At 61.1% G+C, this 24,285-nt stretch carries 20 protein-coding genes; 6 read left to right on the forward strand and 14 right to left on the reverse strand.

The window, feature by feature from the left end:
- Nucleotides 1-25: 25 nt before the first annotated feature.
- The 4 genes from H097_RS08240 to H097_RS08255 all read right to left on the reverse strand — a co-directional run bounded on the left by H097_RS08240 (nucleotide 26) and on the right by H097_RS08255 (nucleotide 6,129).
- Nucleotides 26-1,750, reverse strand: a complete 1,725-nt coding sequence (locus tag H097_RS08240) for a putative 2-aminoethylphosphonate ABC transporter permease subunit (RefSeq protein ID WP_032858851.1) — start codon at nucleotides 1,748-1,750, stop codon at nucleotides 26-28.
- Nucleotide 1,751: 1 nt separating this feature from the next.
- The gene (locus H097_RS08245; protein WP_032858853.1) at nucleotides 1,752-2,816 is read right to left on the reverse strand and encodes a putative 2-aminoethylphosphonate ABC transporter ATP-binding protein; all 1,065 of its coding nucleotides are present in this window, start codon (nucleotides 2,814-2,816) and stop codon (nucleotides 1,752-1,754) included.
- Between the two features lie 183 nt (nucleotides 2,817-2,999).
- Nucleotides 3,000-3,863, reverse strand: coding sequence for a LysR family transcriptional regulator (locus H097_RS08250; RefSeq protein ID WP_032858855.1), 864 nt, complete (start codon nucleotides 3,861-3,863; stop codon nucleotides 3,000-3,002).
- A gap of 16 nt (nucleotides 3,864-3,879) precedes the next feature.
- Nucleotides 3,880-6,129 (reverse strand): heavy metal translocating P-type ATPase, encoded by a 2,250-nt coding sequence (locus H097_RS08255; RefSeq protein WP_032858856.1) that lies wholly within the window; start codon nucleotides 6,127-6,129, stop codon nucleotides 3,880-3,882.
- Between the two features lie 85 nt (nucleotides 6,130-6,214).
- On the opposite strand from H097_RS08255, the gene cadR reads away from it, so the two are divergent.
- Nucleotides 6,215-6,664, forward strand: a complete 450-nt coding sequence (gene cadR, locus H097_RS08260) for a Cd(II)/Pb(II)-responsive transcriptional regulator (protein ID WP_032858858.1) — start codon at nucleotides 6,215-6,217, stop codon at nucleotides 6,662-6,664.
- Nucleotides 6,665-6,794: 130 nt separating this feature from the next.
- On the opposite strand, the gene H097_RS08265 is transcribed toward cadR, so the two are convergent.
- On the reverse strand, nucleotides 6,795-7,766 hold the full coding sequence (locus tag H097_RS08265; protein WP_032858960.1) for a thymidylate synthase: 972 nt from the start codon (nucleotides 7,764-7,766) through the stop codon (nucleotides 6,795-6,797).
- A 51-nt stretch (nucleotides 7,767-7,817) separates the two neighbouring features.
- The gene (lgt, locus tag H097_RS08270) at nucleotides 7,818-8,630 is read right to left on the reverse strand and encodes a prolipoprotein diacylglyceryl transferase (protein WP_032858860.1); all 813 of its coding nucleotides are present in this window, start codon (nucleotides 8,628-8,630) and stop codon (nucleotides 7,818-7,820) included.
- A 214-nt stretch (nucleotides 8,631-8,844) separates the two neighbouring features.
- Between lgt and H097_RS08275 the strand changes: the two genes are divergently transcribed.
- Nucleotides 8,845-9,591: an NRDE family protein gene (locus tag H097_RS08275; RefSeq protein ID WP_032858862.1), complete on the forward strand. Its 747-nt coding sequence runs from the start codon at nucleotides 8,845-8,847 to the stop codon at nucleotides 9,589-9,591.
- 18 nt (nucleotides 9,592-9,609) lie between these two features.
- On the opposite strand, the gene ptsP is transcribed toward H097_RS08275, so the two are convergent.
- Nucleotides 9,610-11,889 carry a phosphoenolpyruvate--protein phosphotransferase gene (gene ptsP / locus H097_RS08280; protein ID WP_032858864.1) on the reverse strand — a complete coding sequence of 760 codons (2,280 nt, stop codon included), beginning with the start codon at nucleotides 11,887-11,889 and terminating at the stop codon, nucleotides 9,610-9,612.
- 22 nt (nucleotides 11,890-11,911) lie between these two features.
- A complete protein-coding gene (locus H097_RS08285; protein WP_032858866.1) occupies nucleotides 11,912-12,391 on the reverse strand; it encodes an RNA pyrophosphohydrolase in 480 nt (159 codons plus the stop codon).
- A 143-nt stretch (nucleotides 12,392-12,534) separates the two neighbouring features.
- Between H097_RS08285 and H097_RS08290 the strand changes: the two genes are divergently transcribed.
- A complete protein-coding gene (locus tag H097_RS08290; RefSeq protein WP_032858867.1) occupies nucleotides 12,535-13,191 on the forward strand; it encodes an HAD family hydrolase in 657 nt (218 codons plus the stop codon).
- A gap of 128 nt (nucleotides 13,192-13,319) precedes the next feature.
- Here H097_RS08290 and H097_RS08295 read toward each other — a convergent pair whose 3' ends face one another.
- Together H097_RS08295 and ilvA are read right to left on the reverse strand one after the other, a co-directional pair.
- Nucleotides 13,320-13,733 carry a DUF2269 family protein gene (locus tag H097_RS08295; RefSeq protein WP_032858870.1) on the reverse strand — a complete coding sequence of 138 codons (414 nt, stop codon included), beginning with the start codon at nucleotides 13,731-13,733 and terminating at the stop codon, nucleotides 13,320-13,322.
- A 40-nt stretch (nucleotides 13,734-13,773) separates the two neighbouring features.
- Entirely contained in the window at nucleotides 13,774-15,288 is a 1,515-nt protein-coding gene (gene ilvA, locus H097_RS08300; RefSeq protein ID WP_032858872.1) for a threonine ammonia-lyase, biosynthetic, read from the reverse strand.
- Nucleotides 15,289-15,424: 136 nt separating this feature from the next.
- Between ilvA and rpiA the strand changes: the two genes are divergently transcribed.
- Complete coding sequence (gene rpiA, locus H097_RS08305; RefSeq protein ID WP_029289406.1) at nucleotides 15,425-16,096, forward strand: ribose-5-phosphate isomerase RpiA; 672 nt, start codon at nucleotides 15,425-15,427, stop codon at nucleotides 16,094-16,096.
- 360 nt (nucleotides 16,097-16,456) lie between these two features.
- The gene (locus H097_RS08310; protein WP_032858962.1) at nucleotides 16,457-18,403 is read left to right on the forward strand and encodes an autotransporter domain-containing protein; all 1,947 of its coding nucleotides are present in this window, start codon (nucleotides 16,457-16,459) and stop codon (nucleotides 18,401-18,403) included.
- A 110-nt stretch (nucleotides 18,404-18,513) separates the two neighbouring features.
- On the opposite strand, the gene H097_RS08315 is transcribed toward H097_RS08310, so the two are convergent.
- The 4 genes from H097_RS08315 to H097_RS08330 form a co-directional block, all read right to left on the reverse strand.
- A complete protein-coding gene (locus tag H097_RS08315; RefSeq protein ID WP_032858875.1) occupies nucleotides 18,514-19,434 on the reverse strand; it encodes an SdiA-regulated domain-containing protein in 921 nt (306 codons plus the stop codon).
- Nucleotides 19,435-19,555: 121 nt separating this feature from the next.
- Nucleotides 19,556-20,482, reverse strand: coding sequence for an SdiA-regulated domain-containing protein (locus H097_RS08320; RefSeq protein WP_032858877.1), 927 nt, complete (start codon nucleotides 20,480-20,482; stop codon nucleotides 19,556-19,558).
- A gap of 228 nt (nucleotides 20,483-20,710) precedes the next feature.
- Nucleotides 20,711-21,376, reverse strand: a complete 666-nt coding sequence (locus H097_RS08325; RefSeq protein WP_032858880.1) for a fumarylacetoacetate hydrolase family protein — start codon at nucleotides 21,374-21,376, stop codon at nucleotides 20,711-20,713.
- Between the two features lie 24 nt (nucleotides 21,377-21,400).
- On the reverse strand, nucleotides 21,401-22,795 hold the full coding sequence (locus H097_RS08330; RefSeq protein ID WP_032858881.1) for an FAD-binding oxidoreductase: 1,395 nt from the start codon (nucleotides 22,793-22,795) through the stop codon (nucleotides 21,401-21,403).
- Nucleotides 22,796-23,000: 205 nt separating this feature from the next.
- Between H097_RS08330 and serA the strand changes: the two genes are divergently transcribed.
- Nucleotides 23,001-24,230 (forward strand): phosphoglycerate dehydrogenase, encoded by a 1,230-nt coding sequence (gene serA / locus H097_RS08335; RefSeq protein WP_029289418.1) that lies wholly within the window; start codon nucleotides 23,001-23,003, stop codon nucleotides 24,228-24,230.
- The last annotated feature ends 55 nt before the right edge of the window (nucleotides 24,231-24,285 follow it).

Genomic DNA, 24,285 nt, shown 5'->3' on the forward strand with positions numbered 1-24,285 from the left:
GTGCGTTTCCTTGTATGGGGCAGAGTTATTGACCGGGCGCGGTTTGGCGCCAGGCCTGGGAGCGGCGCAACAAGCCGCGTGAGGCCCACGCCAGCAGCAGCGAGACGCCGGCTGAAGTGAACAGAATCAAGGTCGACATGGCCGCCGCGCCGCCAACATTGCCGGCGTCGTCCATGTTCAACACGGCGACTGCGGCGAGGATGGTGTCGGGGCTGTAGAGAAAGATCGCCGCCGAGACGGTGGTCATCGCCGAGACAAACAGGTAGCGCAGGATGTCCAACAGCGCCGGCAGGCAGATCGGCACGGTGACCCGCAGATAGTGGCGGTACAACGGCGCCTTGAGCGACAGCGCAGCGGCTTCGAACTCGGCGTCGAGTTGGCGCAGGGCGGTCGTGGCGGTCATTTGCGCAGTGGTCAAATAGTGAGCAATGGTGCATACCACCAACAGCGTCATGCTCCCGTAGAGCACATGCAGCGGGTTGCCATTGAGGTTGAAAAAGAACACATAGCCCAGGCCCAGCACCAAGCCCGGTACCGCCATCGGCACAAAACTGAGCATGCGCAGCGCCAGGTTGAGGCCTTTTTGCCCCTTAGTCTTTTCCATCAGGTAAGCGCCGGTGAAGATCAGCACACTGCCGATCAGTGCGGTGCAGATCGCCATGGTCAAACTGTTGCGATAGGCCAGCCAGCCGCCGCCGGCGGTGTCGTTGAACTGGTAGTGGTTGAGCGACAGCGACAGGTTGTACGGCCAGAACTTCACCAGCGACGAATACACCGCCATGCCGAATACCAGCAGCAACACCGCGCAGATCAGCAGCACAATCGCCAGGTAGCAACCATCCCGCAGGCGCGACGGCGCCGGCTGGAACACTTGGGCGCGGCCACTCATGGAGTCGCCGTGGCGCCGGCGCAGCCAGGTATCCACTGCGAAACTGAGCAGCGCCGGCAGCAGCAACACCATGCCGATCAGGGCGCCGCGACCGAACTGCTGCTGGCCAACCACCGCCTTGTAGGCTTCCAGCGCCAGCACTTGATAGTCGCCGCCCACCACCACGGGCACGCCGAAGTCGGTGATGGTCAGGGTGAATACCAGGCAGAACGCGGCGAACACGGCCTGACACGTCGCCGGCCAGGTGATGCTGCGAAACGCCCGGGCCGGGCTGGCGCCCATGCTCGACGCGGCATCGAACAGCCGCGCATCCGCCAGGGACAGCGCCGACAGCAGGATCATCAGCGCATGGGGAAAGGTGTAGATCACTTCACCGAGGACAATGCCCCAGAAGCCGTAGATGTTGTCTGACAGCAGGCCGCGCAACATGCCCTGGTTGCCGAACAGATACACCAGGGCAATCCCCGGCAACATCGAGGGCGCCATCAGCGGCAGCAATGACAGACCACGCCAGAGCGTCTTGCCGGGGATCAGCGTGCGTTGCAGCGCGTAGGCAAACAGATAGGCCAGCGGTACGACGATGGCCGCTACGCTGAGGGAAACCTTGAGGCTATTGCCCAGCAGCCAGTGGAAGTTGGCGCTGGTCAGCAGTTCGCGCGCCGCCACCAGCCCGCCGCCCTGCCCGTCTTCGGCACTGAAACCGCGCCAGAAGATCGCCAGCAACGGCAACAACACGGCGATGCCCAACAGGCACAGCAGCAGCAACTTGCCGCCCACTACAAAGATGCGGTCGCCGATTTCGGCACGGGAAACCTGGCGAGCCACGCGGTCGGGTATCGGCAGGGTCATGTCAGCGGCCATCTCAGGCAAACACCTGCAGGCTGCGCGGTGGCAGCGCGACCCAGATATCTTGGGCGCCCAGGCGCGGCATGGCTTCCGGCGCCAGTTCGGCGAGCATGGGGTGACCGGGCAACTGGTCCAGCTCGAAACTCATGCGGCAACGGTTGCCGAGGAAGGTGATCTCGCGGACCTTGGCCGGGAACAGGTTTTCTTCATGCACCGGCGGGTTGACGCTGATCGCTTCCGGCCGACAGAACAGGCGGCCCGACGCGGCTTTACCGCAGTCATCGGCCAGGCGCACATTCATCCCACCGACCTGGGCGTGGCTGGCGCTGTTGCGGCTGAACGGCAGCCAGTTGCCCTGGCCGACAAACTCGGCCACGAATGGGGTGGCCGGGCGGTCGTAAATCTCTTGAGGAGTGGCGTACTGCTCGACCTTGCCGTTGTTCATCACAGCGATGCGGTCGGCCATCAGCATGGCTTCGTCCTGGTTGTGGGTGACCATCAAGGTGGTGATGCCCAGGCGGCGTTGCAGTTGGCGCAGTTCGGTACACAGGTGCTCGCGCACCCGGGCGTCGAGGGCCGACATCGGTTCATCCAGCAGCAACAGCGACGGGGCCGGCGCCAGGGCGCGGGCCAGGGCGACCCGTTGTTGCTGGCCACCGGACAGTTGGCCGGGGTATTTCTTTTCGCTGCCGGTCAGGCCGACCAGCTCCAGCATCTGCGCCACGCGTTTGCGCACTTCATCGCGGCCGCTGCCGGTCAGGCCATAGCCGATGTTGGCCTCGACGCTGAGGTTGGGAAACAGCGCGTAGGACTGGAACAGGATGCCGTAGTCCCGCGCCTGCGGTGCCAGTAGGGAAACATCGCGATCACCCAGGTACAACTCGCCGCTGTCCTGGCGTTCCAGGCCGGCGATGCAGCGCAGCAGAGTGGTCTTGCCACAGCCCGAGGGGCCGAGCAGGCACACCAGTTCACCGGCGTCGACATCCAGGGACACATGGTCCAGGGCGGTAAAGGCGCCAAAGCGCTTCTGGATACCACGCACCTTCATCGGCGCGCCGGGGTTGAGCTGGGCTGTGTTCATGGTGGCACCTCATCGAACGGATGAAGGCCATGCTAGGGAGCAAATGCGTCCCTGTTGTGGCAGGAAGGCAAAAGCGGGTGATAGTGGTATTGGTGGATTTGGGTAGGGTTGCGGAGTTGTGGTGACTGGCCTGGCGTTATCGCGGGCAAGCCCGCGATGGCGATTTCAAAGCCACCAACACCCTCAGAGTGGCGACATTTCCTGCGCCAACCCCAGAAACGCCGCCGGCAGCCGCGCACCTTTGCGCTCCTTGAGGCAATACAGGTACTCCGGAATCTGCGGCGCACTCTCGATGGTCAGCACCCGCAACTGTGGATCATGGGGCACTTCCTGGCGGGCAATGATGCTGATGCCGATATTGCGCAACACCGCCTCGCGGATCGACTCACGGCTGCCGATTTCCAGCAACGGCCCATAACTCACGCCCGCGCCAGCGAGCATTTCTTCAGTCAGGCGCCGCGTGGTAGAGCCTGCCTCACGCATCAACAACGTATGCCCGGCCAATGCACTGAGTGGCACATGCTCCAACACCGCCAACGGATGATTGCGATGCACCGCCAGCACCAGCGGGTCGGTACCCAGCACCCGGCGGATCAGGCGAGGATCTTCCAGCAGTTGCGATGAGGCCGCGACGTCCACCCGGTAGTCATCCAGGGCTTCAAGCACTTGCTGGGAGTTGCCGATTTCCACTGAGACTTCCACCTGCGGCAGCCGCTCGCGGAAGGTCTTGACCAGATCGAGGATGTAATAAGGCGCGGTGGCGGCAATTCTCAGGGTGCCCTGGACCTGGCCGCTGTTGCGCAGGAAAAACTCGATATCCGCTTCCTGCTGCAACAACGCCTTGACCATCGGTAACAGCCGCGCGCCCTCGTCGCTGACGGTGAGGCGGCGGCCACCGCGATAGAACAGCTCAACCGAGTACTGGCTTTCCAGATGGCGAATCTGGGTGGTCACCGTGGGCTGGCTCAGGCCGAGTTTTTTCGCCGCCTGGGTAATGCTGCCCAGGCGGGCGACCATGTAAAACGCCTTCAGCTCGGCACTCAGCACACCACCCTCTCATCGACTATTTGCGCAACAGGCGCAGACCATTGAAAACCACCAGCAGGCTCACGCCCATGTCGGCGAAGACTGCCATCCACATAGTGGCCATGCCCAGGAAGGTGACCGCAAGGAAGATCGCCTTGATCACCAGCGCCAGGGCGATGTTCTGCTTGAGGATACTCGACGTTTGTCGCGACAAGCGTATGAATGCCGGAATCTTGCGCAAATCGTCGTCCATCAGCGCCACGTCGGCGGTCTCGATGGCGGTGTCAGTGCCAGCGGCGGCCATGGCAAAGCCAATCTCGGCGCGGGCCAGGGCCGGGGCGTCGTTGATGCCATCGCCGACCATGCCGACCCGGTGGTTTTTGCCGTACAGATCCTCGATGGCCTTGAGCTTGTCGGTGGGCAGCAAATCGCCCTGGGCCTGGTCGATCCCCACCTGGGCGGCAATTGCCTGGGCAGTGTGGGTGTTGTCGCCAGTGAGCATCAGGGTCTTGATGCCCAACTCGTGCAACTGCTGGATGGCTTCGCGGCTGCTGTCCTTGACCGTGTCGGCCACGGCGAACAACGCCATTGGGCCGGACTTGTCCAACAGCAACACCACGGACTTGCCTTGTTTCTCCAGGGCGAAGAGTTTTTCTTCAAGGGCTGGCGAGCACAGGCCCAGCTCTTCCACCAGGCGGTGGTTGCCCAGGTGATAAACCTCGCCGTTGATTTCGCCACGGACCCCGCGCCCGGCCAGGGCCTCGAAGTTATCCACAGCGAGCAGCGCCAGTTTTTTATCCTCAGCCGCGTTGGCGATGGCCAGCGATACCGGGTGATCGGAGCGCCCGGCAAGGCTGGCGGCCAAGGCCGGGGCATTGTCATTGGCGGACAGCGCCAGGTAGTCGGTCTGGACCGGCTTGCCATGGGTGATGGTCCCGGTCTTGTCCAGGGCCAGATAGTCGAGCTTGTAGCCAGCCTCCAGGTACACACCGCCCTTGATCAGGATGCCTTTGCGCGCCGCCGCGGCCAGGCCGCTGACGATGGTCACCGGGGTGGAAATCACCAGGGCGCATGGGCAGGCAACCACCAGCAGCACCAGCGCACGGTAGATCCAGTCGAACCACACCCCGCCCATGAACAGCGGCGGAATAACAGCCACGCCCAAGGCAAACAGGAACACCGCCGGGGTGTAGATTTTCGAAAAACTGTCGACAAAGCGCTGGGTCGGCGCCCGCGAGCCCTGGGCCTGCTCCACCGCATGGATGATGCGCGCCAGGGTGGAGTTGTTGGCGGCGGCGGTCACCCGGTATTCCAGGGAACCGGCTTGGTTGATGGTGCCGGCGAACACTTTGTCGCCCACGGTCTTTTCAATCGGCAGGCTTTCCCCGGTGATCGGTGCCTGGTCGATGGTGGATTGGCCGGCGGTGACTTCCCCGTCCAGGCCAATGCGCTCACCGGGGCGTACCCGCACGATGGCGCCCAGTTCAATGACTTTGACCTCCTGTTCGACCCAGCTACCGTCAGCCAAGCGCACCGTGGCCCGCTCCGGTGTCATCTGCATCAAGCCGCTGATGGCATTACGCGCACGGTCCAGGGACTTGGCTTCGATCAACTCGGCCACGGTGAACAGGAACATCACCATGGCCGCTTCTGGCCACTGGCCGATCAGCACCGCACCGGTAACAGCGATGCTCATCAGCGCGTTGATGTTCAGATTGAGGTTTTTCAGGGCAATCCAACCCTTTTTGTAGGTCGTGAGGCCGCCACTGAGGATCGACACCAGCGCCACCAGAGCCACCACCCAAGTCGGCGCGGCGTTGGTGAAATGGATCACCTCCGCTGCCAGCGCGCCGACACCGGACAGGGCCAGCGGCCACCAGGGCTTCTTGGCCGCAGGTTCGGCGGCAGGCACACCCTCTTCGATCGGATCGGCCTGCATACCCAAAGACTTGATGGCTTCGATGATCGGCGCGGTGCTCGGCAGGTCGTGGGTCACGCCGAGGATGCGGTTGATCAGGTTGAATTCCAGCTGCTGCACACCGGCCATCTTGCCCAGTTTGTTCTGGATCAGCGTTTGCTCGGTGGGACAGTCCATGGCTTCGATGCGGAAGGTGCTCAGCCGCGCGTTGGCGCTAGGCGCTTCGGTCAACGTCACCAGGGATGGCGCAGCCGCGCCGGAACAGCAGGAGCCGCCATGATCGTGCTTTTGCACAGGCTGCAGTTTTTCGCCGTGATCATGATCGTGGTCGTGGTCATGCTTATGCGGGGTGTGAATGGAATCGCTCATTGTGTCGCGTCCGTGAAGGTGCCTGTTGCCAAGTAAAGACCCTGTAGCCACTATAGGGTCAAGCACCCTTTTGGAGATTGCTGCGATGAAGATCGGCGAACTGGCAAAACTGACCGACTGCCCGGTAGAAACCATCCGTTATTACGAGAAGGAAGGCCTGTTGCCGCCGCCTGCGCGCAGTGAGGGCAACTACCGCCTGTACACCCAGGCCCACACCGAGCGGCTGACCTTTATCCGCAACTGCCGCAGCCTGGACATGACCCTGGAAGAGATCCGCAGCCTGCTGGGCCTGCGCGACAGCCCCCAGGACCAGTGCGAAAGCGTCAATGCCCTGATCGACGAGCATATCCATCACGTCAAGGCGCGGATCGATGGGTTGTTGGCGTTGCAGACGCAACTGCTCGACCTGCGCCAGCGCTGTGGCGAAGGGCCGGAGATTGATCAGTGTGGGATTTTGCAGCGGCTGGAAGTCAGCGGGAGTGTGGCGACCAGTGAGGCGGAGCATTCACATGTCGGCCGCAGTCATGGCCATTAACTAATGTGAACGCCAACCAAATGTGGGAGCGGGCTTGCCCGCGATAGCGGTGGACCAGTCAATTAAGATGTCGACTGATACACCGCTATCGCGGGCAAGCCCGCTCCCACATTTTTTGACCGCGTTTAGATCAGACCGCCATCGGCGCCGTCATCGGCGCATGGTGCTCATAGCCTTCCAGCGAGAAGTCGCCCGGCTCGATCAACTCCAGCCACTCCGGCTGGTATACGCCGGTCTTGGCAAACTCCGGCACGCGGTCGCTGATCACCAGCTTGGGCGCAGCGAATGGCTCGCGCTTGAGCTGCTCGTTGAGCATGTCCAGATGGTTTTCGTAGACGTGGGCATCACCGATGAAATAGGTGAACCAGTGCGGCGTGTAGCCGGTCAGGCGGCCGATCAGGCTCAGCAGCGCAGCACCTTCGGTCAGGTTGAACGGCGTGCCCAGGCCCAGGTCGTTGGAGCGGATGTAGAGGGTCAGGGAAATCTCCCGGGTCTCGACATTCGGGTGGAACTGGTACAACAAGTGGCACGGCGGCAGGGCCATTTCATCGAGTTGGGCGCAGTTCCAGCCGTGGAACAGGATGCGGCGGCTGCCCGGGTCCTTGATGATGGTGTCGACACACTGGCGGATCTGGTCGATGGCCTTGTACAGCACCACGTAGGCCTGGCCGTCTTCCTCGCCTTCGGCGATCTGGCGATAGCCTTGGGCCAGGGTCTGCTCGATAGCGGCCTGGTTGCTCAGCGGGATCTGCTTGTACGCCGGCCACTTGCGCCATTGCACACCGTAGATTTCACCCAGGTCGTCATCGCCCTGGCGGAACGGGTTGGCCAGCCACTGTGCGTTTTCGTTGGCGTTCTGGTCCCACACCTTGCAGCCCAGGGCGCGAAACTCGGCAGCATTGTTCACCCCGCGCAAAAAGCCGCACATCTCGCCGATCGCCGACTTGAAGGCCATTTTGCGGGTGGTGATGGCCGGGAAACCTTCCTGCAGGTCAAAGCGCAACATCGCACCGGGGAAGCTGATGGTGTTCACGCCAGTGCGGTTGGCCTGCTTGGTGCCATTGTTGATGACGTGGGAAACCAGCTCTAGATATTGCTTCATGTCATTACCTGTATCGGTGAAGCCGAGGCCCATGAGCCTCGGCGTTCGAATTTATAGCGCGGTGTTCTTGATCGCCTGCGGGCGATTGTAAGCCCACCAGAGCATGCCCAGGCCTGCCAGAATCATCGGAATACTGAGAACCTGACCCATGGTCAGCCAACCGAACGCCAGGTAACCCAACTGCGCATCCGGCACCCGCACAAACTCGACGATGAAACGGAAGATCCCGTAGAACAGGGCAAACATCCCCGACACCGCCATGGTTGGCCGTGGTTTGCGCGAGAAGATGTAGAGGATCAGGAACAGCGCCACGCCCTCAAGGGCGAACTGATACAACTGCGACGGATGACGCGGCAATTGCGCCGGATCGCTGAACGGCGGGAACACCATGGCCCACGGCACGTCGGTCGGCTTGCCCCACAATTCGGCGTTGATAAAGTTACCGATACGCCCGGCACCCAGGCCAATCGGCACCATTGGCGCGACGAAGTCCATCAACTGGAAGAATGACTTGCCGTTGCGCCGGCCAAACCACCAGGCCGCGAGCATCACGCCGATAAAGCCGCCGTGGAACGCCATGCCGCCCTTCCACACCTCGAAAATCAGGGTCGGGTTGGCCAGGTACGCGCTGAGGTCGTAGAACAGCACATAGCCCAGGCGTCCGCCAACGATCACGCCCATGGACATCCAGAACACCATGTCGGAGAGCTTTTCCTTGGTCCAGGTCGGGTCGAAGCGGTTCAGGCGCCGGGAAGCCAGCAGCCAGGCACCGCCGATGCCGATCAGGTACATCAAGCCGTACCAGTGGATTTTCAGCGGACCGATGGCCAGGGCCACCGGGTCGATCTGCGGGTAAGGCAGCATTGCGACTCCTCGTTAAATCATTCGTTAGTGCGCACGGACCATGCCGGTGGGCGATTAAGCCTGCGTTACAGCAGTTCGATCAAATGAAGAAGTTCGCCCCCACGCCAAGCAGCCTGGCATGTTAACGGATGGGAGGCATCTGGCCCAACTTCGATACGATGGATAGCCGGCGGCTCTATGGGTAGAGTGGGCAAAAACACAGAGGTAATACCTTATGTGCCTGATTGTTTTCGCCTGGCGGCCGGGCCATGCCCAGCCGCTGATCGTCGCGGCCAACCGTGATGAGTTCTACGCCCGGCCCAGCCTGCCCCTGGCCCAGTGGCCGGATGCACCGCAGGTTTATGCCGGCCGCGACCAGGAAGCGGGCGGGACCTGGCTGGGGGTCGGCGCCGATGGACGGTTCGCCGCGCTGACCAATATCCGCAACCCGCACCAGCCACCGGCGCGCAAGTCCCGTGGCGAGCTGGTAGCGCGCTTTCTCAACGGGTCACTGCCAATTGACGACTATTTAGCCGATGTTAACGGCAGATCAATTGAATATGCCGGGTTCAACCTGTTAATCGGGACGCGGGACGCGTTGTGGCATTACAACGCCAATGAGTCGACGCCCACGCAACTGATGGCCGGGGTCTATGGGTTATCCAATGCCGGGCTGGATACGCCGTGGCCGAAACTGCTCAAGGCCAAGGCCGCGCTGGCCGAAGTGTTGGACGATCCGCAGCCTGAAGCCTTGCTGGGAATTTTGAGCGACCCGCAGACCGCCCCCTTTGCCGATCTGCCGGATACCGGGGTGGGGCTGGCGACGGAGAGCCTGTTGTCGAGTGTGTTTATCGCCAGCCCCAGTTATGGGACGCGAGCGAGTACCGCGCTGATTGTGCATGCCGATGGGACGCGGCGGATGGTGGAACGTAGCTTCGGGCCCCATGGTGGGCGACTCGGCGAGGTAGACATCAACCTGTAGGCGCGAGCTTGCTCGCGCCTACAGGGTTTTCGTCGCGGTCGGATTGATCATCCGCGCCAACCCCAGGCTTTTCAGGGCCAGTTGCAGCGAGCTGTGGATAACTTGCGGGTTGTCGATGGTCATCAACTCCGCCAGCAGTTCCTTGGCCTTGCTCAGGTTAATCTGGCGCAGCATCCACTTGACCTTCGGCAAGTTGGTGGCGTTCATCGACAGGCTGTCAAAGCCCATGGCCATCAACAGCACCGCCGCCGCCGGATCACCGGCCATTTCCCCGCAGATACTCACCGGCTTGCCTTCGGCATGGGCATCGCGCACTACATGTTGCAGGGCTTGCAACACTGCCGGGTGCAGGTAGTCGTAGAGGTCGGCCACCCGTGGGTTGTTGCGGTCCACGGCCAGCAGGTATTGGGTCAGGTCGTTGGAGCCCACCGACAGGAAGTCCACCTGCCGCGCCAGTTCCTTGGCCTGGTACACCGCTGCCGGGATTTCGATCATCACGCCAATTGGCGGCATCGGTACATCGGCACCTTCGTCGCGCACTTCGCCCCAGGCACGGTGGATCAGGTGCAGGGCTTCTTCCAGTTCGTGGGTGCCGGAGATCATCGGCAGGAGAATGCGCAGGTTGTTCAGGCCTTCGCTGGCCTTGAGCATGGCGCGGGTCTGGACGAGGAAGATTTCGGGGTGGTCGAGGGTAACGCGGATGCCGCGCCAGCCAAGGAAGGGGTTGTCTTCCTTGATGGGGAAATAAGACAGTGACTTGTCGCCGCCGATGTCCAGGCTGCGCATCGTCACCGGTAGCGGGTGGAAGGCGGACAGTTGCTCGCGATAAATCGCCAGTTGCTCCTTCTCGCTAGGGAAACGTTGGTTGATCATGAACGGCACTTCGGTGCGGTACAGCCCCACCCCTTCAGCGCCACGTTGTTGGGCACGCGCGACATCCGCCAGCAGGCCAGTATTGACCAGCAGCGGCACACGGTGGCCGTCGAGGGTCACGCAGGGCAGTTCGCGCAGGGCATCAAGGCCCTGGGACAGCTGGCGCTCCTCTTCTACAATTTCGGCGTACTGCTTGCGCAGCACGTCGCTGGGGTTGGTGAAGACCTCGCCACGGTGCCCGTCGACGATCATCGAGATGCCGTCGACCTTGGCATACGGCAGGTCCACCAGGCCCATCACCGTCGGGATGCCCATGGCACGGGCCAGGATCGCCACGTGGGAGTTGCCCGAGCCCAATACCGAGACCAGGCCCACCAGTTTGCCTTCCGGCACTTCGCCGAGCATGGTGGCGGTCAGTTCTTCACTGATCAGGATGGTGTTGTCGGGGTAGACCAGGTTGGTGCTGCGATCTTCCTGCAGGTAGGCCAGCAGGCGGCGACCGAGGTCACGTACATCCGAGGCGCGCTCGCGCAGGTACGCGTCGTCCATCAGTTCAAAGCGGTTGACGTGGTCGGTGACCACCTGGCGCAGTGCGCCCTGGGCCCACTGGCCGGTCTTGATCACCGTCTTGACTTCATTCCCCAGGGACGCGTCATCCAGCATCATCTGGTAAACGTCGAACAGCGCCCGTTCCTCGGGGCGCAACTGGGTGGCCAGCTTGGTCGACAGGTTGCGCATATCGGTGCGCACGCCTTCCAGGGCGGTCTTGAACAGTTTGATTTCAGCGTCGATGTCGTCGACGGTCTTGTCCGGCACCACATCGAGGTCGGCCGGTGGCAGCATGACCACCGCGGTACCGACCGCCGCGCCCGGCGAACCCGGCACGCCGACGAACTTGGCCTCCTGGATACCCTTGCCCTGGCGACCCAGGCCGCGAATCGAGCCGGTGGCTTCGGCATGGGCGATAACCCCGGCCAACTGCGCGCTCATGGTCACGAGGAAGGCTTCTTCACCTTCGTCGAACTGGCGGCGTTCTTTCTGCTGGATGACCAACACGCCGACAACACGGCGGTGGTGGATGATCGGGGCACCGAGGAAGGAGGCGTAGCGTTCTTCGCCGGTTTCGGCAAAGTAGCGATAGCGCGGGTGATCGGCCGCGTTCTCAAGGTTCAGGGGTTCTTCACGCGTCCCCACCAGGCCCACCAGACCTTCATTGGGCGCCATGCTGACCTTGCCGATGGAGCGCTTATTCAAGCCCTCCGTGGCCATCAGCACAAAACGGTTGGTCTCGGGGTCCAGCAGGTAAACCGAGCAGACCTGGCTGCCCATGGCTTCCTTGACGCGCAACACAATAATCCCCAACGCCGCCTTGAGATCCTTGGCGGAGTTAACTTCCTGGACGATCTTGCGCAGCGTATTGAGCATGGCTCGGGGTCGAACTCCGTCGTCAGTCGCGCGCTAAAAGGCGCGGGGCAAGCTCTTTGAGAGCGCGACGATAAACCTCGCGCTTGAATGTCACCACCTGGCCCAACGGATACCAATAACTGACCCAGCGCCAGCCATCGAACTCCGGTTTACCGGTCAAATCCATCCGCACCCGCTGCTCATTGGAGACCAGGCGCAGGAGAAACCACTTTTGCTTCTGGCCGATGCACAGCGGTTGGCTGTGGGTACGCACCAGGCGTTGCGGCAAACGATAGCGCAACCAGCCTCGAGTACAGGCGAGAATTTGCACATCTTCACGTTCCAGGCCTACTTCTTCGTTCAACTCGCGGTACAGGGCGTCTTCAGGGGTTTCGTCGGGGTTGATCCCGCCCTGGGGAAACTGCCAGGCATCTTGGTTGATACGGCGAGCCCATAGCACCTGTCCGGCATCATTCGTAAGAATAATCCCGACATTTGGACGGAAACCATCGGGGTCGATCACGGCAACAACCTCGCAAACGCATGTCGCCGCATTGTTCCACAAAGCTTGTTGCAGCGGCAACGAGGCTGCTTACCTTATGTGCACTCTTGTGAAAAGACCGTATTCTGGACGCCTTTTTACAGACTTTTCAGCGAGTAACCGCAATGCGCCTGGCTTTATTCGACTTGGACAACACACTTTTGGGCGGCGACAGTGACCACGCCTGGGGTGATTACCTGTGTGAGCGCGGCATTCTTGATGCCATTGCCTACAAGACCCGTAACGATGAGTTCTACCAGGATTACCTGGCCGGCAAGCTGGACAACGCCGCGTACCTGAACTTCAGCCTGGAAATCCTCGGCCGCACCGACATGGCCCAACTGGATGAATGGCACCGCGACTTCATGCGCGATTGCATCGAGCCGCTGATGCTGCCCAAGGCGGTTGAACTGCTGGCCAAGCACCGTGCTGCCGGTGACACGCTGGTGATCATCACCGCCACCAACCGCTTTGTCACCGCGCCGATTGCCGCACGTTTGGGGGTTGAAACCCTGATCGCCACCGAATGCGAGATGGCTGATGGCCGCTACACCGGACGCAGTACGGATGTGCCGTGCTTCCGTGAGGGCAAGGTGACACGTTTGAATCGGTGGCTGGAAGAGACCGGGTATAGCCTGGAGGACAGCTATTTCTATAGCGACTCGATGAATGACCTGCCGCTGCTGGAGCAGGTGACTCATGCGGTGGCGGTGGATCCGGATGCGAATTTGCGGGCGGAGGCCCAGAAGCGTGGGTGGCCGGTGATCAGCCTGCGCGGCTGATAACCCGAATCCCTGTAGGAGCGAGCTTGCTCGCGAAAAACCTGAGCGCGACACGTTTAATCAGTGGGTACGCGTTATCGTTGACGTTTTTCGCGAGCAAGCTCGCTCCTACAATGGTTCGACGAACGCTAGACCGGCTTGGCACCCATCAACCCGGCAATCGCCACAAACCCCACCAGGCTCACAACCGCCAGGGCCAGGGTGAATTTCGCGCTGCCCGTACCACCCAGGCGCAGGCGATTGAGGCGCACCACCAGCCAGAACCAGGCCAGCGCCGCCACGGTGTAGATCACACTGGAGCCCAGGATCCAGGTCTGCCCCAAGGGCCAGCCGATCAGGTGCACCAGCCACCAACCGGTAAATGGCATGCTCACCAGGCTTACGCCCATCAACAGCCAGACAAACAGCCATGGCCGTTGCAAGGTAATCGCCGGGCCCGCGCTACGCTTGCGCCAGGTCAGCACGGCCAGTGCCAGGCCACTGGCCAGCAACAGCACCGTCGCCACCATGTGGAGAGTCTTGAGGGTCGTCAGGTATTCCATGTTTTCGATTCCTTAATGGCCGCCCAGTCAGCGTAGTCGCTCAACCGAGGAACAGCTGATAAGCCGGGTTGTCGCTTTCATCCCAATACGGGTAACCAATTGCCTCCAGCGCCGCCGGCACCAGGTGACGCTCATTGGCCGGCACTTGCAGCCCGGCGACCACACGGCCGTCCGCCGCACCGTGGTTGCGATAATGGAACATCGAGATGTTCCAGCGTCCGCCCAATTTGTTAAGAAAGTTGAACAACGCCCCCGGACGCTCCGGGAACTCGAAGCGGAACACCACTTCATTGCTCACGTGCGCCGCATGCCCGCCGACCATATGGCGGATGTGCAGCTTGGCCAGTTCGTTCTCCGTCAGGTCCAGCACCGGGAAGCCCTGCTCGGTCAGGCTGGCGATCAGCGCGCTGCGCGGGTCGTTTTCCGGGTGGGTCTGCACTCCGACGAAAATGTGTGCTTCGCTGCCGGAGTGGTAGCGGTAGTTGAATTCGGTGATCTGGCGCTTGCCCACGGCCTCGCAGAAAGCCTTGAAGCTGCCCGGACGCTCGGGGATGGTCACGGCAATGATCGCTTCACGACCTTCGCCCAACTCGGCGCGCTCAGCCACATGACGCAGACGGTCGAAGTTGACGTTGGCCCCGGAGTCGATGGCAACAAAGGTCTGGCCGCTGACGCCACGGGTCTCCACATACTTCTTGATCCCGGCCACACCCAATGCACCCGCCGGCTCGGTGATGGAGCGGGTGTCGTCGTAGATGTCCTTGATCGCCGCACAGATTTCATCGGTGCTGACGGTGATCACTTCGTCTACATAGTCTTTGCAGATATCAAAGGTGTGCTGGCCGATCTGCGCCACTGCCACGCCGTCGGCAAACAGCCCAACGGTCGGTAACACCACGCGCTCGCCAGCGGCCATGGCGGCTTGCAGGCAGTTGGAGTCGTCGGGTTCGACACCGATGATCTTGATCTCGGGGCGCAGGTATTTCACATAGGCCGCGATACCGGCAATCAGGCCGCCACCGCCCACCGGGACGAAAATCGCGTCCAGCGGCCCTGGATGCTGGCGCAGGATCTCCATCGCCACCGTGCCCTGCCCGGCAATGGTGTGCGGATCATCGTAGGGGTGAATGTAGACGTAGCCTTTTTCGTCGACCAGCTTCAACGAATACGCCAGCGCTTCCGGGAAGGAATCACCGTGCAGCACTACTTTGCCACCACGGGAACGCACGCCTTCGACCTTGATCTCCGGGGTGGTCTTGGGCATCACGATCGTGGCCTTGACCCCCAGCACCTTGGCCGCGAGGGCCAGGCCCTGGGCATGGTTGCCGGCCGAGGCGGTGACCACGCCACGCGCGCGTTCCTGGGCCGTCAGTTGGGTCAGCTTGTTGTAAGCGCCGCGAATCTTGAAGGAGAACACCGGCTGCAAGTCTTCACGCTTGAGCCAGACCTTGTTACCCAGGCGCTCGGAGAGCTGGCGGGCGGTCTGCAACGGGGTTTCCACGGCAACGTCGTAAACGCGCGAGGTGAGGATCTTCTTGACGTACTGTTCGAGCATCGGAAAGCATCACTGGGCGGGTTGGGCAGGGCCGAGGAGTCTAACCCGCCTCTTGGCCGGACGACCACACGAATCCAGAGGTTTTGTTGGGTTATACTCGCGCCCCTCTTTACTCCCCGCCCGTTCCGGAGCCCGCATGACCCAGGATCAACTCAAACAGGCAGTGGCCCAGGCCGCCGTCGATTTAATCCTTCCTAAACTCGACGATAAAAGCATCGTCGGTGTTGGCACCGGCTCCACCGCCAATTGCTTTATCGACGCGCTGGCCCTGCACAAGGGCGCGTTCGACGGCGCCGTAGCCAGTTCCGAAGCCACCGCCGCACGCCTCAAGGGCCATGGCATTCCGGTGTACGAGCTCAATACCGTGAGCGACCTGGAGTTCTACATCGACGGCGCTGACGAAAGCGACGAGCACCTGAACCTGATCAAGGGCGGCGGCGCAGCCCTGACCCGCGAGAAGATCGTCGCGGCCGTGGCCAAGACCTTTATCTGCATCGCCGACGCCAGCAAGCTGGTCCCGGTGCTGGGCAACTTCCCGCTGCCGGTGGAAGTGATCCCCATGGCTCGCAGCCACGTGGCCCGCGAGCTGGTAAAGCTGGGCGGCGACCCGGTGTACCGCGAAGGCGTGCTGACCGATAACGGCAACATCATCCTCGATGTGTTCAACATGCAGATCACCAACCCGGTGGAGCTGGAGACCCAGATCAATGCCATCGTTGGCGTGGTCACCAATGGGTTGTTTGCCGCGCGCCCTGCCGATGTGCTGCTGCTGGGCACTAGCGAAGGCGTGAAGACCCTCAAGGCCTGACACACCTGATGTTGCTTTATGTGGGAGCTGGCTTGCCTGCGATGCAGGCGACTCGGTCTGTCAGCAATACCGAGTTGATGCTATCGCAGGCAAGCCTGCTCCCACATCTGACCGAGTTGTACCCGATGGATATGTAACAAAAACGCTACTTTTCGCAGCAACCTCTCCCCCGCCCGCCCCAATTTGTGCGCCAGGTCACGGCATCCCCCGCCGCATCTGGTATCAAATCCGTTACAACTTATAGCCAGGCGACCCCCACTTCCAACAACGCGCCAATCCGCGACCGCCCCATGGAATGAGGCGCGCATTGTGCAATCGGTCCCGCCGAGCAACTCCCTCAACCCCTTCAAGGAAGATCTTGTGATCAAGCCCCTAGCTCTCGCTGTCAGCGTTGCCTGTGCCCTGCTTTCGACACAATCCAACGCCTACGACTATGGCGAACACGCCAATGTCACCCTGGAAAAACTGATCACCGACTACCCTGGCCGTTATCGCGGCACGGCCAATTTTGCCGGCGCTGCCGACTGGATGCAGAGCCAGATGGGCAATGCCTACGCCATCAGTCGCCAGGACTTCACCTGGAACGCCGGCAGCCGCGCCTCACAGAACGTGGCGGCCTACGCTGCCGGCACCAAGGCGCAGTACGTGGTGATTGGCGCGCACTTCGATACCTTTTTTGGCCGCCCGGCCTTGCAAGGCCTGGACGACAACGGTTCCGGTGCCAGCGTGCTGACCGAAGTGGCGAAGAACCTCGGCGGCCTGCAACTGGAAAACGGCTTGCAGATCGTCGGCTTCGGCGCCGAAGAGGAAGGCCTGCGCGGCTCCCGGGCATTTGTCGACTCGCTGAGCGCCAGTCAGCGCGCCAATATGCTGGCCATGATCAACCTCGACAGCCTGATCACCGGCGACATGATGTACGCCCACGCCGGCCAGAACAGCACCGCCAACCCAGCCCTGGCGTCGCTGCGTGAGCACACGATGCAGATCGCCAAGGAATTGAACATCAACCTGTTCACCAACCCCGGCCTGGACCCGAAATACCCCGCAGGCACCGGTTGCTGCAGCGACGGCGAAGCCTTCGAGCCGCTGAACATTCCCATCCTGTATATCGAAGCCACCAACTGGGAACTGGGCGACCTGGACGGCTACACCCAGACCGACAACCCGGCGATCCCCGGCGGTTCGACCTGGCACGACCCCAACGAAGACAACAAGACGGTCCTGACCAATGCTTTCGGCCAGGAACGCATCGACCAGCGTCTGCGCGACTATTCGCGCCTGCTCAGCCGCCTGGTGCTGGAGCTGACCAATGCCGACTTGATGGCCTCCACCACCTCGGGCGGTGCGGTTGCGCGCAATATGCAGGACAACCTGCAGCGCCAGCACCAGGCCATGGTGCGTTTGCACGATCGCCGCTGGCTGACGTTGCAATCGGCCAGCCGTGAAGTGGGCAGCTTTGATGGCGAGATCGGCGTGGACGGCGAGTACAGCCCGGACAGCGGCTTCGACACCGCCCCTAACCCCGAAGCCCGGCGCCTGGGCCTGCATGCCCTGGGCGACTATCAACTGAGCAGCAACCTGAACATCGGCGCCAGCCTCAGCTACCTTAACGGTCGCGACAAACTGGAGCACCGTGGCAAGCTGCAAAGCGACACCTGGCAAGCCGCAGTCTATGCCTTGTTGAACGATGGCGGCCCAACCTGGCTGGCCGGCGACCTGAGCGTGGGCCACAGCAGCTTCGACTCAAAACGTAACCTGGTGATCCAGGCCAATGGCGGCCCCGTGCTGCTTAACCAGCAACTGACTGGCGAGACCGATGCCTTGTCCCTCGGCGCTCGGGTGCTCGGTGGTTATGACTTCGACCTGGGCACCCTCAAGACCGGGCCGTTTGCCGGGCTGGACTACAGCCACTACCGCATCGACAAGTTCCACGAGAAGCAGAACCTGCGCACCGCCCTTGAATATGAAGAACAGTCCTTCGACTCCCTGGAAGCCAGCCTCGGTTGGCGCGTACGCGGTGCTGTGGCCCTGCCTTACGGCTTGAGCCTGATGCCCTACGGCGACATCGCCTGGGTCAAGGAATTGGCCGACGGCCGCCTGGACGACCTGGACCTGACTGCACGGGCGGATGGCCAGGTGCGCACTGCGCGCCTGGGTTCAGTGGACAAGAGTTTTGGCCGCGCACAGGTCGGCAGCCAGTTGGCAATCACCCCGCAGCTTGGGGTGTACGCCGAAGTGAACGGCCGCCTGGGCCATGCCGAAGGCAGCCAGACCGGCTATTCCCTGGGCGTGCAGTGGATGTTCTGAGCCCCATACGATCCTTGTAGGAGCGAGCTTGCTCGCGAAGAACGTCAACGCCAACGCGTTCAGTCTGGTTAAACGCGGTGTTCTTGAGTTTTTCGCGAGCAAGCTCGCTCCTACAGTGAATCGGGTGTTTTCTTGAAGACGTAGAACAGGTTCGGCTCGCTGACCAGATACAGCGTGCCATCGTCATCCATGGCAATGCCCTCGGCCTGAGGCACGCGCTTTTTCAAGCCATGGCGCCCCTTGAGCAGCGACAGACTGCTCAAGGGGCGACCGTCGATATCCAGCTCCAACACCAAATACGACTCATCGGACAGCGCCAGCAGGTGGCCGCTGCGTTCGTCGTATTGCAGGCTGGACAGGTCGCGTACAAACAGCCCGGCATCGCGCCGGGGGTTGTTGACGACATGGACCGAGTAGGTTTTTTCCGGTTTGAAATGGGGAAAGCCGTGTACTTCGTAGATCAGCATCGGGTCCCGTTCCTTGGCGACAAACAGGCGCTTGCCCACCGAGTCATAGGCCAGCCCTTCAAACCCTTTATTGCCCTTGAGGTGCACACCCAGGGTCATCTGCTCGGCGTCGGCCGCGTCGAGAAACTGTGTGTCGTCCTCCAGGTGAATCTTGATCAGGCGCTGCTGGCGTTCATCGCTGACCACATAGGTGTTCTCGCTGATGAACTCCACCGCTTCGGCATCGCCAAAACCCACCAGATTAATCCGCCGCAGGATCTTGCCGTCCAGGGACAACTCGACCAGTTCGGCGTTTTGATTGGTCACGGTAAACAGGCTCTTGCGCACCGGATCAAAGGTCAGTGCCGAGACATCATCGTCGAGGCCGTCGATGACCTGCGCCTCCAGCACCACCTGATAATCCGCCAGGCCAATGGATCGCTCATCCGCCGGCTGACGCCAGGACTGCCAATTGAACCAGGCACGCTCGAATAAACGGAAATTCTGCGCAACCACTCCACCGCCGATCAGAGCGATCAACAACAGGATAAGAAGTGCAGGTTTGGGGCGGGCAAATCGGCGCATGGGGGCTGGCTCAAAGTCAAAACTGGCAAATGAATATCACAGCAGTCTGAATTTAAACTTAAACGCCCCTCACTGTCTGGCGAATGCCGCTCATAGGGAAAAATCCGACGTAATCAGTCGACTATTTCTGCTTCTCGAAACGATAGAACAGGTTTGGCTCACTAACCATGTACAGCGTACCGTTCTCGTCCATGGCCACGCCTTCGGCGCGTGGGATGGTGTCTTTCAGACCGTTGAAACCGCCGAGCACGGTCATGAAGCTGACTTGCTCACCCTTTTCGTCCAGCTCCAGCAGCAGATTGGAATCGGCGGACAGCACCAACAGGTGTCCGGTACGCGGATCGATGCTCAAGGCGGAAAGGTTGCGTATATCCAACTCGGTACTGGGCAATACCTGCTTGTCGCCCGTCAGGGCCTGACCGCCGTTGCTTTTCCAGGTGAACAACTGTGCTGGCCGCTCTTTGCCCAGGATCAGTTGTTGATTGCGTTTATCCCAGGCTGCGCCTTCAAACGCCTTGTTCTGATTCTCGGAAGGGCCCAGGTCATAGGTCGGGAAGTCCGCGAAAGCCAATTGGCGTGTGTCGGCATCCACCTTGACCAGGGTCAGGGAGTGCCGGCGCTCATCAACAATACCGAGCACGCCATTTTCCATCACCGTCACGCCTTCAGGGTTGCTCCAGCCGACCAGAGGCATTTTGCGCAGCACATCACCCTGCAGGCTGAGCTCCACCAGGAATGGGTTGCGCCCCATGACTGCGAACAAGGTTTTGGTCTGGGGGTTGTAGGCCAAGTCCGAAGCCTCGTCCTTTTCCATGCCGGGCAACGGTTTGGCGTCGATCACGGCCTGGTAGTCCGGAAGCCAGACACTTTCCTGGCGTTCAACCGGGGTTTCGAAACGTTCCAGCACCCATAACGCGCCACGGTCATCCCAGTGCATCAACCAGGAGACCCCGTACATGAGCGCCCCGACCAGGAACAGCCAGGAGTACCAGCGCATCTTCAAGCGCGGACGAGGAGTGGGTTTCACAGAAGGGAGCGGCACGGCCATGGAGGCTTTCCAGATATTCAGCTGTAGGGGGAAGCCCAGGCGATATACGCCCGCGTGCCTTATGACTGGGGATTATCCGGATAACGTGTGAAAAAAATGCAAAACCCCGACTTGCGGATACACACCAATAAATCGTGGGGGCGGGCTTGCTCGCGATAACGGTCTATCAGTCGACATATTCGTTAACTGACAGTCCGTTATCGCGAGCAAGCCCGCTCCCACATTCGTTTAGCGCACGCTGCTTTCGAAGCGGCTCACGCCCGGCAGTTCCAGCACCAACTCATCGCCCACATTCAGCGGGCCGACACCGGCTGGCGTACCGGTGAGGATCACATCACCGGCCTGCAACGAGAAGCAGCCGGCCATGTGCTGGATCATCGGTACGATCGGGTTGAGCATATGCGAACTGTTGCCGTCCTGGCGCACCTGGCCATTGATGGTCAGGCGAATGCCGATATCGGCCAGGTCCGGGAACGTGCTGCCGACCACAAAGGGCGCGATCACTGCCGCACCATCGAAGGACTTGGCGATTTCCCACGGCAACCCCTTGGCCTTGAGCTCGGCCTGCTTGTCGCGCAGGGTCAGGTCCAGGGCCGGGGCGAAGCCGGAGATGGCATCCAGCACTTCTTCACGGCTCGGGGTTTTCGACAGGGGCTTGCCGATCAACACCGCGATTTCCGCTTCGTAATGCACCGAACCGCGCTCGGCCGGAATGGCAAAACCGCCTTCCAATGGCACCACGCAACTGCCCGGCTTGATAAACAGCAGCGGCTCGGTCGGCACCGGGTTATCCAGCTCCTTGGCGTGTTCGGCGTAGTTGCGCCCGATGCAAACCACTTTGCCCAGTGGAAAGTGGATGTTGGTGCCGTCGACGTACTTATGCTGATAGCTCATGGACCACTTCCTCTTTCGTGATGATTAAACAGCGAAGATCTTGCCCGGGTTCATGATCCCGTTCGGGTCGAACACGGCCTTCACCGCCTTCATATATTCGATTTCAACCGGGGAGCGGCTGTAGGTCAGGTAATCACGCTTGGTCATGCCCACGCCATGTTCGGCGGAGATCGAACCGTTGTACTTCTCGACGGTTTCAAACACCCACTTGTTGACGGTGGCGCACTTGGCGAAGAACTCATCCTTGGACAGGTTTTGTGGCTTGAGGATGTTCAAGTGCAGGTTGCCGTCGCCAATGTGGCCGAACCAGACAATTTCGAAGTCTGGGTAATGTTCGCCGACGATCGCATCGATTTCCTTCAAGAACGCCGGCACTTTCGACACGGTGACCGAGATGTCGTTCTTGTACGGCGTCCAGTGCGAGATGGTCTCGGAGATGTACTCACGCAGTTTCCACAGGTTGTGCAACTGGGTTTCGCTCTGGCTCATCACGCCATCCAACACCCAGCCCTGTTCGACACAGTGCTCAAAGGTTTCCAGGGCGTGGTTGGCAACTTCTTCGGTGGTGGCTTCGAATTCCAGCAGGGCATAGAACGGGCAATCGGTCTCGAACGGCGCCGGCACGTCGCCACGGCCGAGGACTTTGGCCAGGGCCTTGTCGGAGAAGAACTCGAACGCCGTCAGATCCAGCTTGCTCTGGAACGCATGCAACACCGGCATGATCGAGTCGAAATCAGTCGTACCGAGGACCATGGCGGTCAGGTTCTTCGGCGCACGGTCCAGGCGCATGGTGGCTTCGACCACAAAACCCAGGGTGCCTTCGGCGCCGATAAACAGCTGGCGCATGTCGTAGCCGGTGGCGTTCTTGATCAGGTTGCGGTTGAGCTCCAGTACATCGCCCTTGCCGGTGACAACCTTCATGCCGGCCACCCAGTTGCGGGTCATGCCGTAGCGAATGACCTTGATCCCGCCGGCATTGGTGCCGATATTGCCGCCAATCTGGCTGGAGCCGGACGAAGCGAAGTCCACCGGGTAGTACAGGCCGTTTTCTTCGGCGGTGTTCTGCAATTGCTTGGTGACCACGCCCGGCTGGCACACGGCGGTGCGGTCGGTGAGGTTCACGTCGAGAATCTGGTTCATGTAGTCGAACGACACCACCACTTCGCCATTGGCGGCAACGGCAGCAGCCGACAGACCGGTACGCCCACCGGATGGCACCAGCGCCACCTTGTGTTCATTGGCCCAACGGACAATGGCCTGCACCTGCTCAATGGTCTTGGGGAAGACGATGGCGGTCGGCGCGGGGGCGAAGTGCTTGGTCCAATCCTTGCCGTAAGCCTCCAGGGAGTCTGCATCGGTCAGCACTTTGCCGGGCTCAACCAGGGTCTTTAGCTCATCAATCAGGGCAGGATGGGTCATCGACAGAACTCTCGAACAATTCATGGTCATCCTGAGAACGCTTCACGTCGCAGGAATGAGTGTTTAGCGGGGCGCGTATGCTAGCATACCGCCCCCGCAGGACAGAGCCCAAGGGCGTTTCTGCGGTGACGGCTTTCCTGCCGTCCGGGTCAGCTTGCGCTGCTCGATTCCCTGCCATTTTTCTCCGGGATACAGGTTTACGCAGATGAGCAAGACTTCTCTCGATAAGAGCAAGATCAAGTTCCTTCTTCTGGAAGGCGTCCACCCATCGGCCGTCGACGTCCTAAAGGCCGCCGGGTACACCAGCATTGAGTACATCACCAGTTCTCTGCCGGAATCCCAGCTCAAGGAAAAGATCGCCGACGCGCACTTTATCGGCATTCGCTCCCGCACCCAGCTGACCGAAGAGATCTTCGACCACGCCAAGAAGCTGGTGGCTGTCGGCTGTTTCTGCATCGGCACCAACCAGGTGGACCTCAATGCAGCGCGCGAGCGCGGTATCGCAGTGTTCAACGCCCCGTACTCCAACACCCGTTCCGTGGCGGAGCTGGTATTGGCCGAGGCCATCCTGTTGCTGCGCGGCATCCCCGAGAAGAACGCTTCCTGCCACCGTGGCGGCTGGATCAAGAGCGCGGCCAACTCCTTCGAAATCCGCGGCAAGAAGCTGGGTATCGTTGGTTACGGTTCGATCGGCACGCAATTGTCGGTACTGGCCGAAGGCCTGGGGATGCAGGTGTTCTTCTATGACACCCTGACCAAGCTGCCGCTGGGCAACGCCACCCAGGTGTCGAGCCTGACCGAGCTGCTGGGCATGTCCGATATCGTGACCCTGCACGTTCCGGAAACCGCTGAGACCCAGTGGATGATCGGCGAGAAGGAAATCCGCGCCATCAAGAAAGGCGGGATCCTGATCAACGCCGCACGCGGCACCGTGGTCGAACTGGATGCCCTGGCCGACGCGATCAAGGACAAGCACCTGATCGGCGCCGCCATCGACGTGTTCCCGGTGGAGCCACGCTCCAACGATGACATCTTCGAAAGCCCGCTGCGTGGCCTGGACAACGTGATCCTGACCCCGCACATCGGCGGCTCCACCGCTGAAGCCCAGGCCAACATCGGCCTGGAAGTGGCGGAAAAGCTGGTCAAGTACAGCGACAACGGTACGTCGGTGTCCTCGGTCAACTTCCCGGAGGTAGCCCTGCCGGCTCACCCTGGCAAGCACCGCCTGCTGCACATCCACCAGAACATCCCGGGTGTGATGATGGAGATCAACAAGGTATTCGCGGAAAACGGCATCAACATTTCCGGTCAATTCCTGCAGACCAACGAGAAGGTTGGCTACGTGGTGATCGACGTCGACGCCGAGTACTCGGACCTGGCGCAAGAGAAGCTGCAGCACATCAGCGGTACTATCCGTAGCCGCGTGTTGTTCTAAGGTTTCAGACGCACCACGAAGAAGGGAGCCCTGAGGGCTCCCTTTTTTTCGTCTG

Origin of the sequence: Pseudomonas sp. FH4 (assembly GCF_000510915.2) — a bacterium.
GTDB classification, from domain to species: domain Bacteria; phylum Pseudomonadota; class Gammaproteobacteria; order Pseudomonadales; family Pseudomonadaceae; genus Aquipseudomonas; species Aquipseudomonas brenneri.

Excerpts from the sequence above, each read along its gene's own strand:
- H097_RS08240 (WP_032858851.1), bottom strand. The coding sequence starts at position 1,750 with ATGGCCGCTGACATGACCCTGCCGATACCCGACCGCGTGGCTCGCCAG.
- H097_RS08245 (WP_032858853.1), bottom strand. The coding sequence starts at position 2,816 with ATGAACACAGCCCAGCTCAACCCCGGCGCGCCGATGAAGGTGCGTGGT.
- H097_RS08255 (WP_032858856.1), bottom strand. The coding sequence starts at position 6,129 with ATGAGCGATTCCATTCACACCCCGCATAAGCATGACCACGACCACGAT.
- cadR (WP_032858858.1), top strand. The coding sequence starts at position 6,215 with ATGAAGATCGGCGAACTGGCAAAACTGACCGACTGCCCGGTAGAAACC.
- H097_RS08265 (WP_032858960.1), bottom strand. The coding sequence starts at position 7,766 with ATGAAGCAATATCTAGAGCTGGTTTCCCACGTCATCAACAATGGCACC.
- lgt (WP_032858860.1), bottom strand. The coding sequence starts at position 8,630 with ATGCTGCCTTACCCGCAGATCGACCCGGTGGCCCTGGCCATCGGTCCG.
- H097_RS08275 (WP_032858862.1), top strand. The coding sequence starts at position 8,845 with ATGTGCCTGATTGTTTTCGCCTGGCGGCCGGGCCATGCCCAGCCGCTG.
- ptsP (WP_032858864.1), bottom strand. The coding sequence starts at position 11,889 with ATGCTCAATACGCTGCGCAAGATCGTCCAGGAAGTTAACTCCGCCAAG.
- H097_RS08290 (WP_032858867.1), top strand. The coding sequence starts at position 12,535 with ATGCGCCTGGCTTTATTCGACTTGGACAACACACTTTTGGGCGGCGAC.
- H097_RS08295 (WP_032858870.1), bottom strand. The coding sequence starts at position 13,733 with ATGGAATACCTGACGACCCTCAAGACTCTCCACATGGTGGCGACGGTG.
- ilvA (WP_032858872.1), bottom strand. The coding sequence starts at position 15,288 with ATGCTCGAACAGTACGTCAAGAAGATCCTCACCTCGCGCGTTTACGAC.
- rpiA (WP_029289406.1), top strand. The coding sequence starts at position 15,425 with ATGACCCAGGATCAACTCAAACAGGCAGTGGCCCAGGCCGCCGTCGAT.
- H097_RS08315 (WP_032858875.1), bottom strand. The coding sequence starts at position 19,434 with ATGCGCCGATTTGCCCGCCCCAAACCTGCACTTCTTATCCTGTTGTTG.
- H097_RS08320 (WP_032858877.1), bottom strand. The coding sequence starts at position 20,482 with ATGGCCGTGCCGCTCCCTTCTGTGAAACCCACTCCTCGTCCGCGCTTG.
- H097_RS08325 (WP_032858880.1), bottom strand. The coding sequence starts at position 21,376 with ATGAGCTATCAGCATAAGTACGTCGACGGCACCAACATCCACTTTCCA.
- H097_RS08330 (WP_032858881.1), bottom strand. The coding sequence starts at position 22,795 with ATGACCCATCCTGCCCTGATTGATGAGCTAAAGACCCTGGTTGAGCCC.
- serA (WP_029289418.1), top strand. The coding sequence starts at position 23,001 with ATGAGCAAGACTTCTCTCGATAAGAGCAAGATCAAGTTCCTTCTTCTG.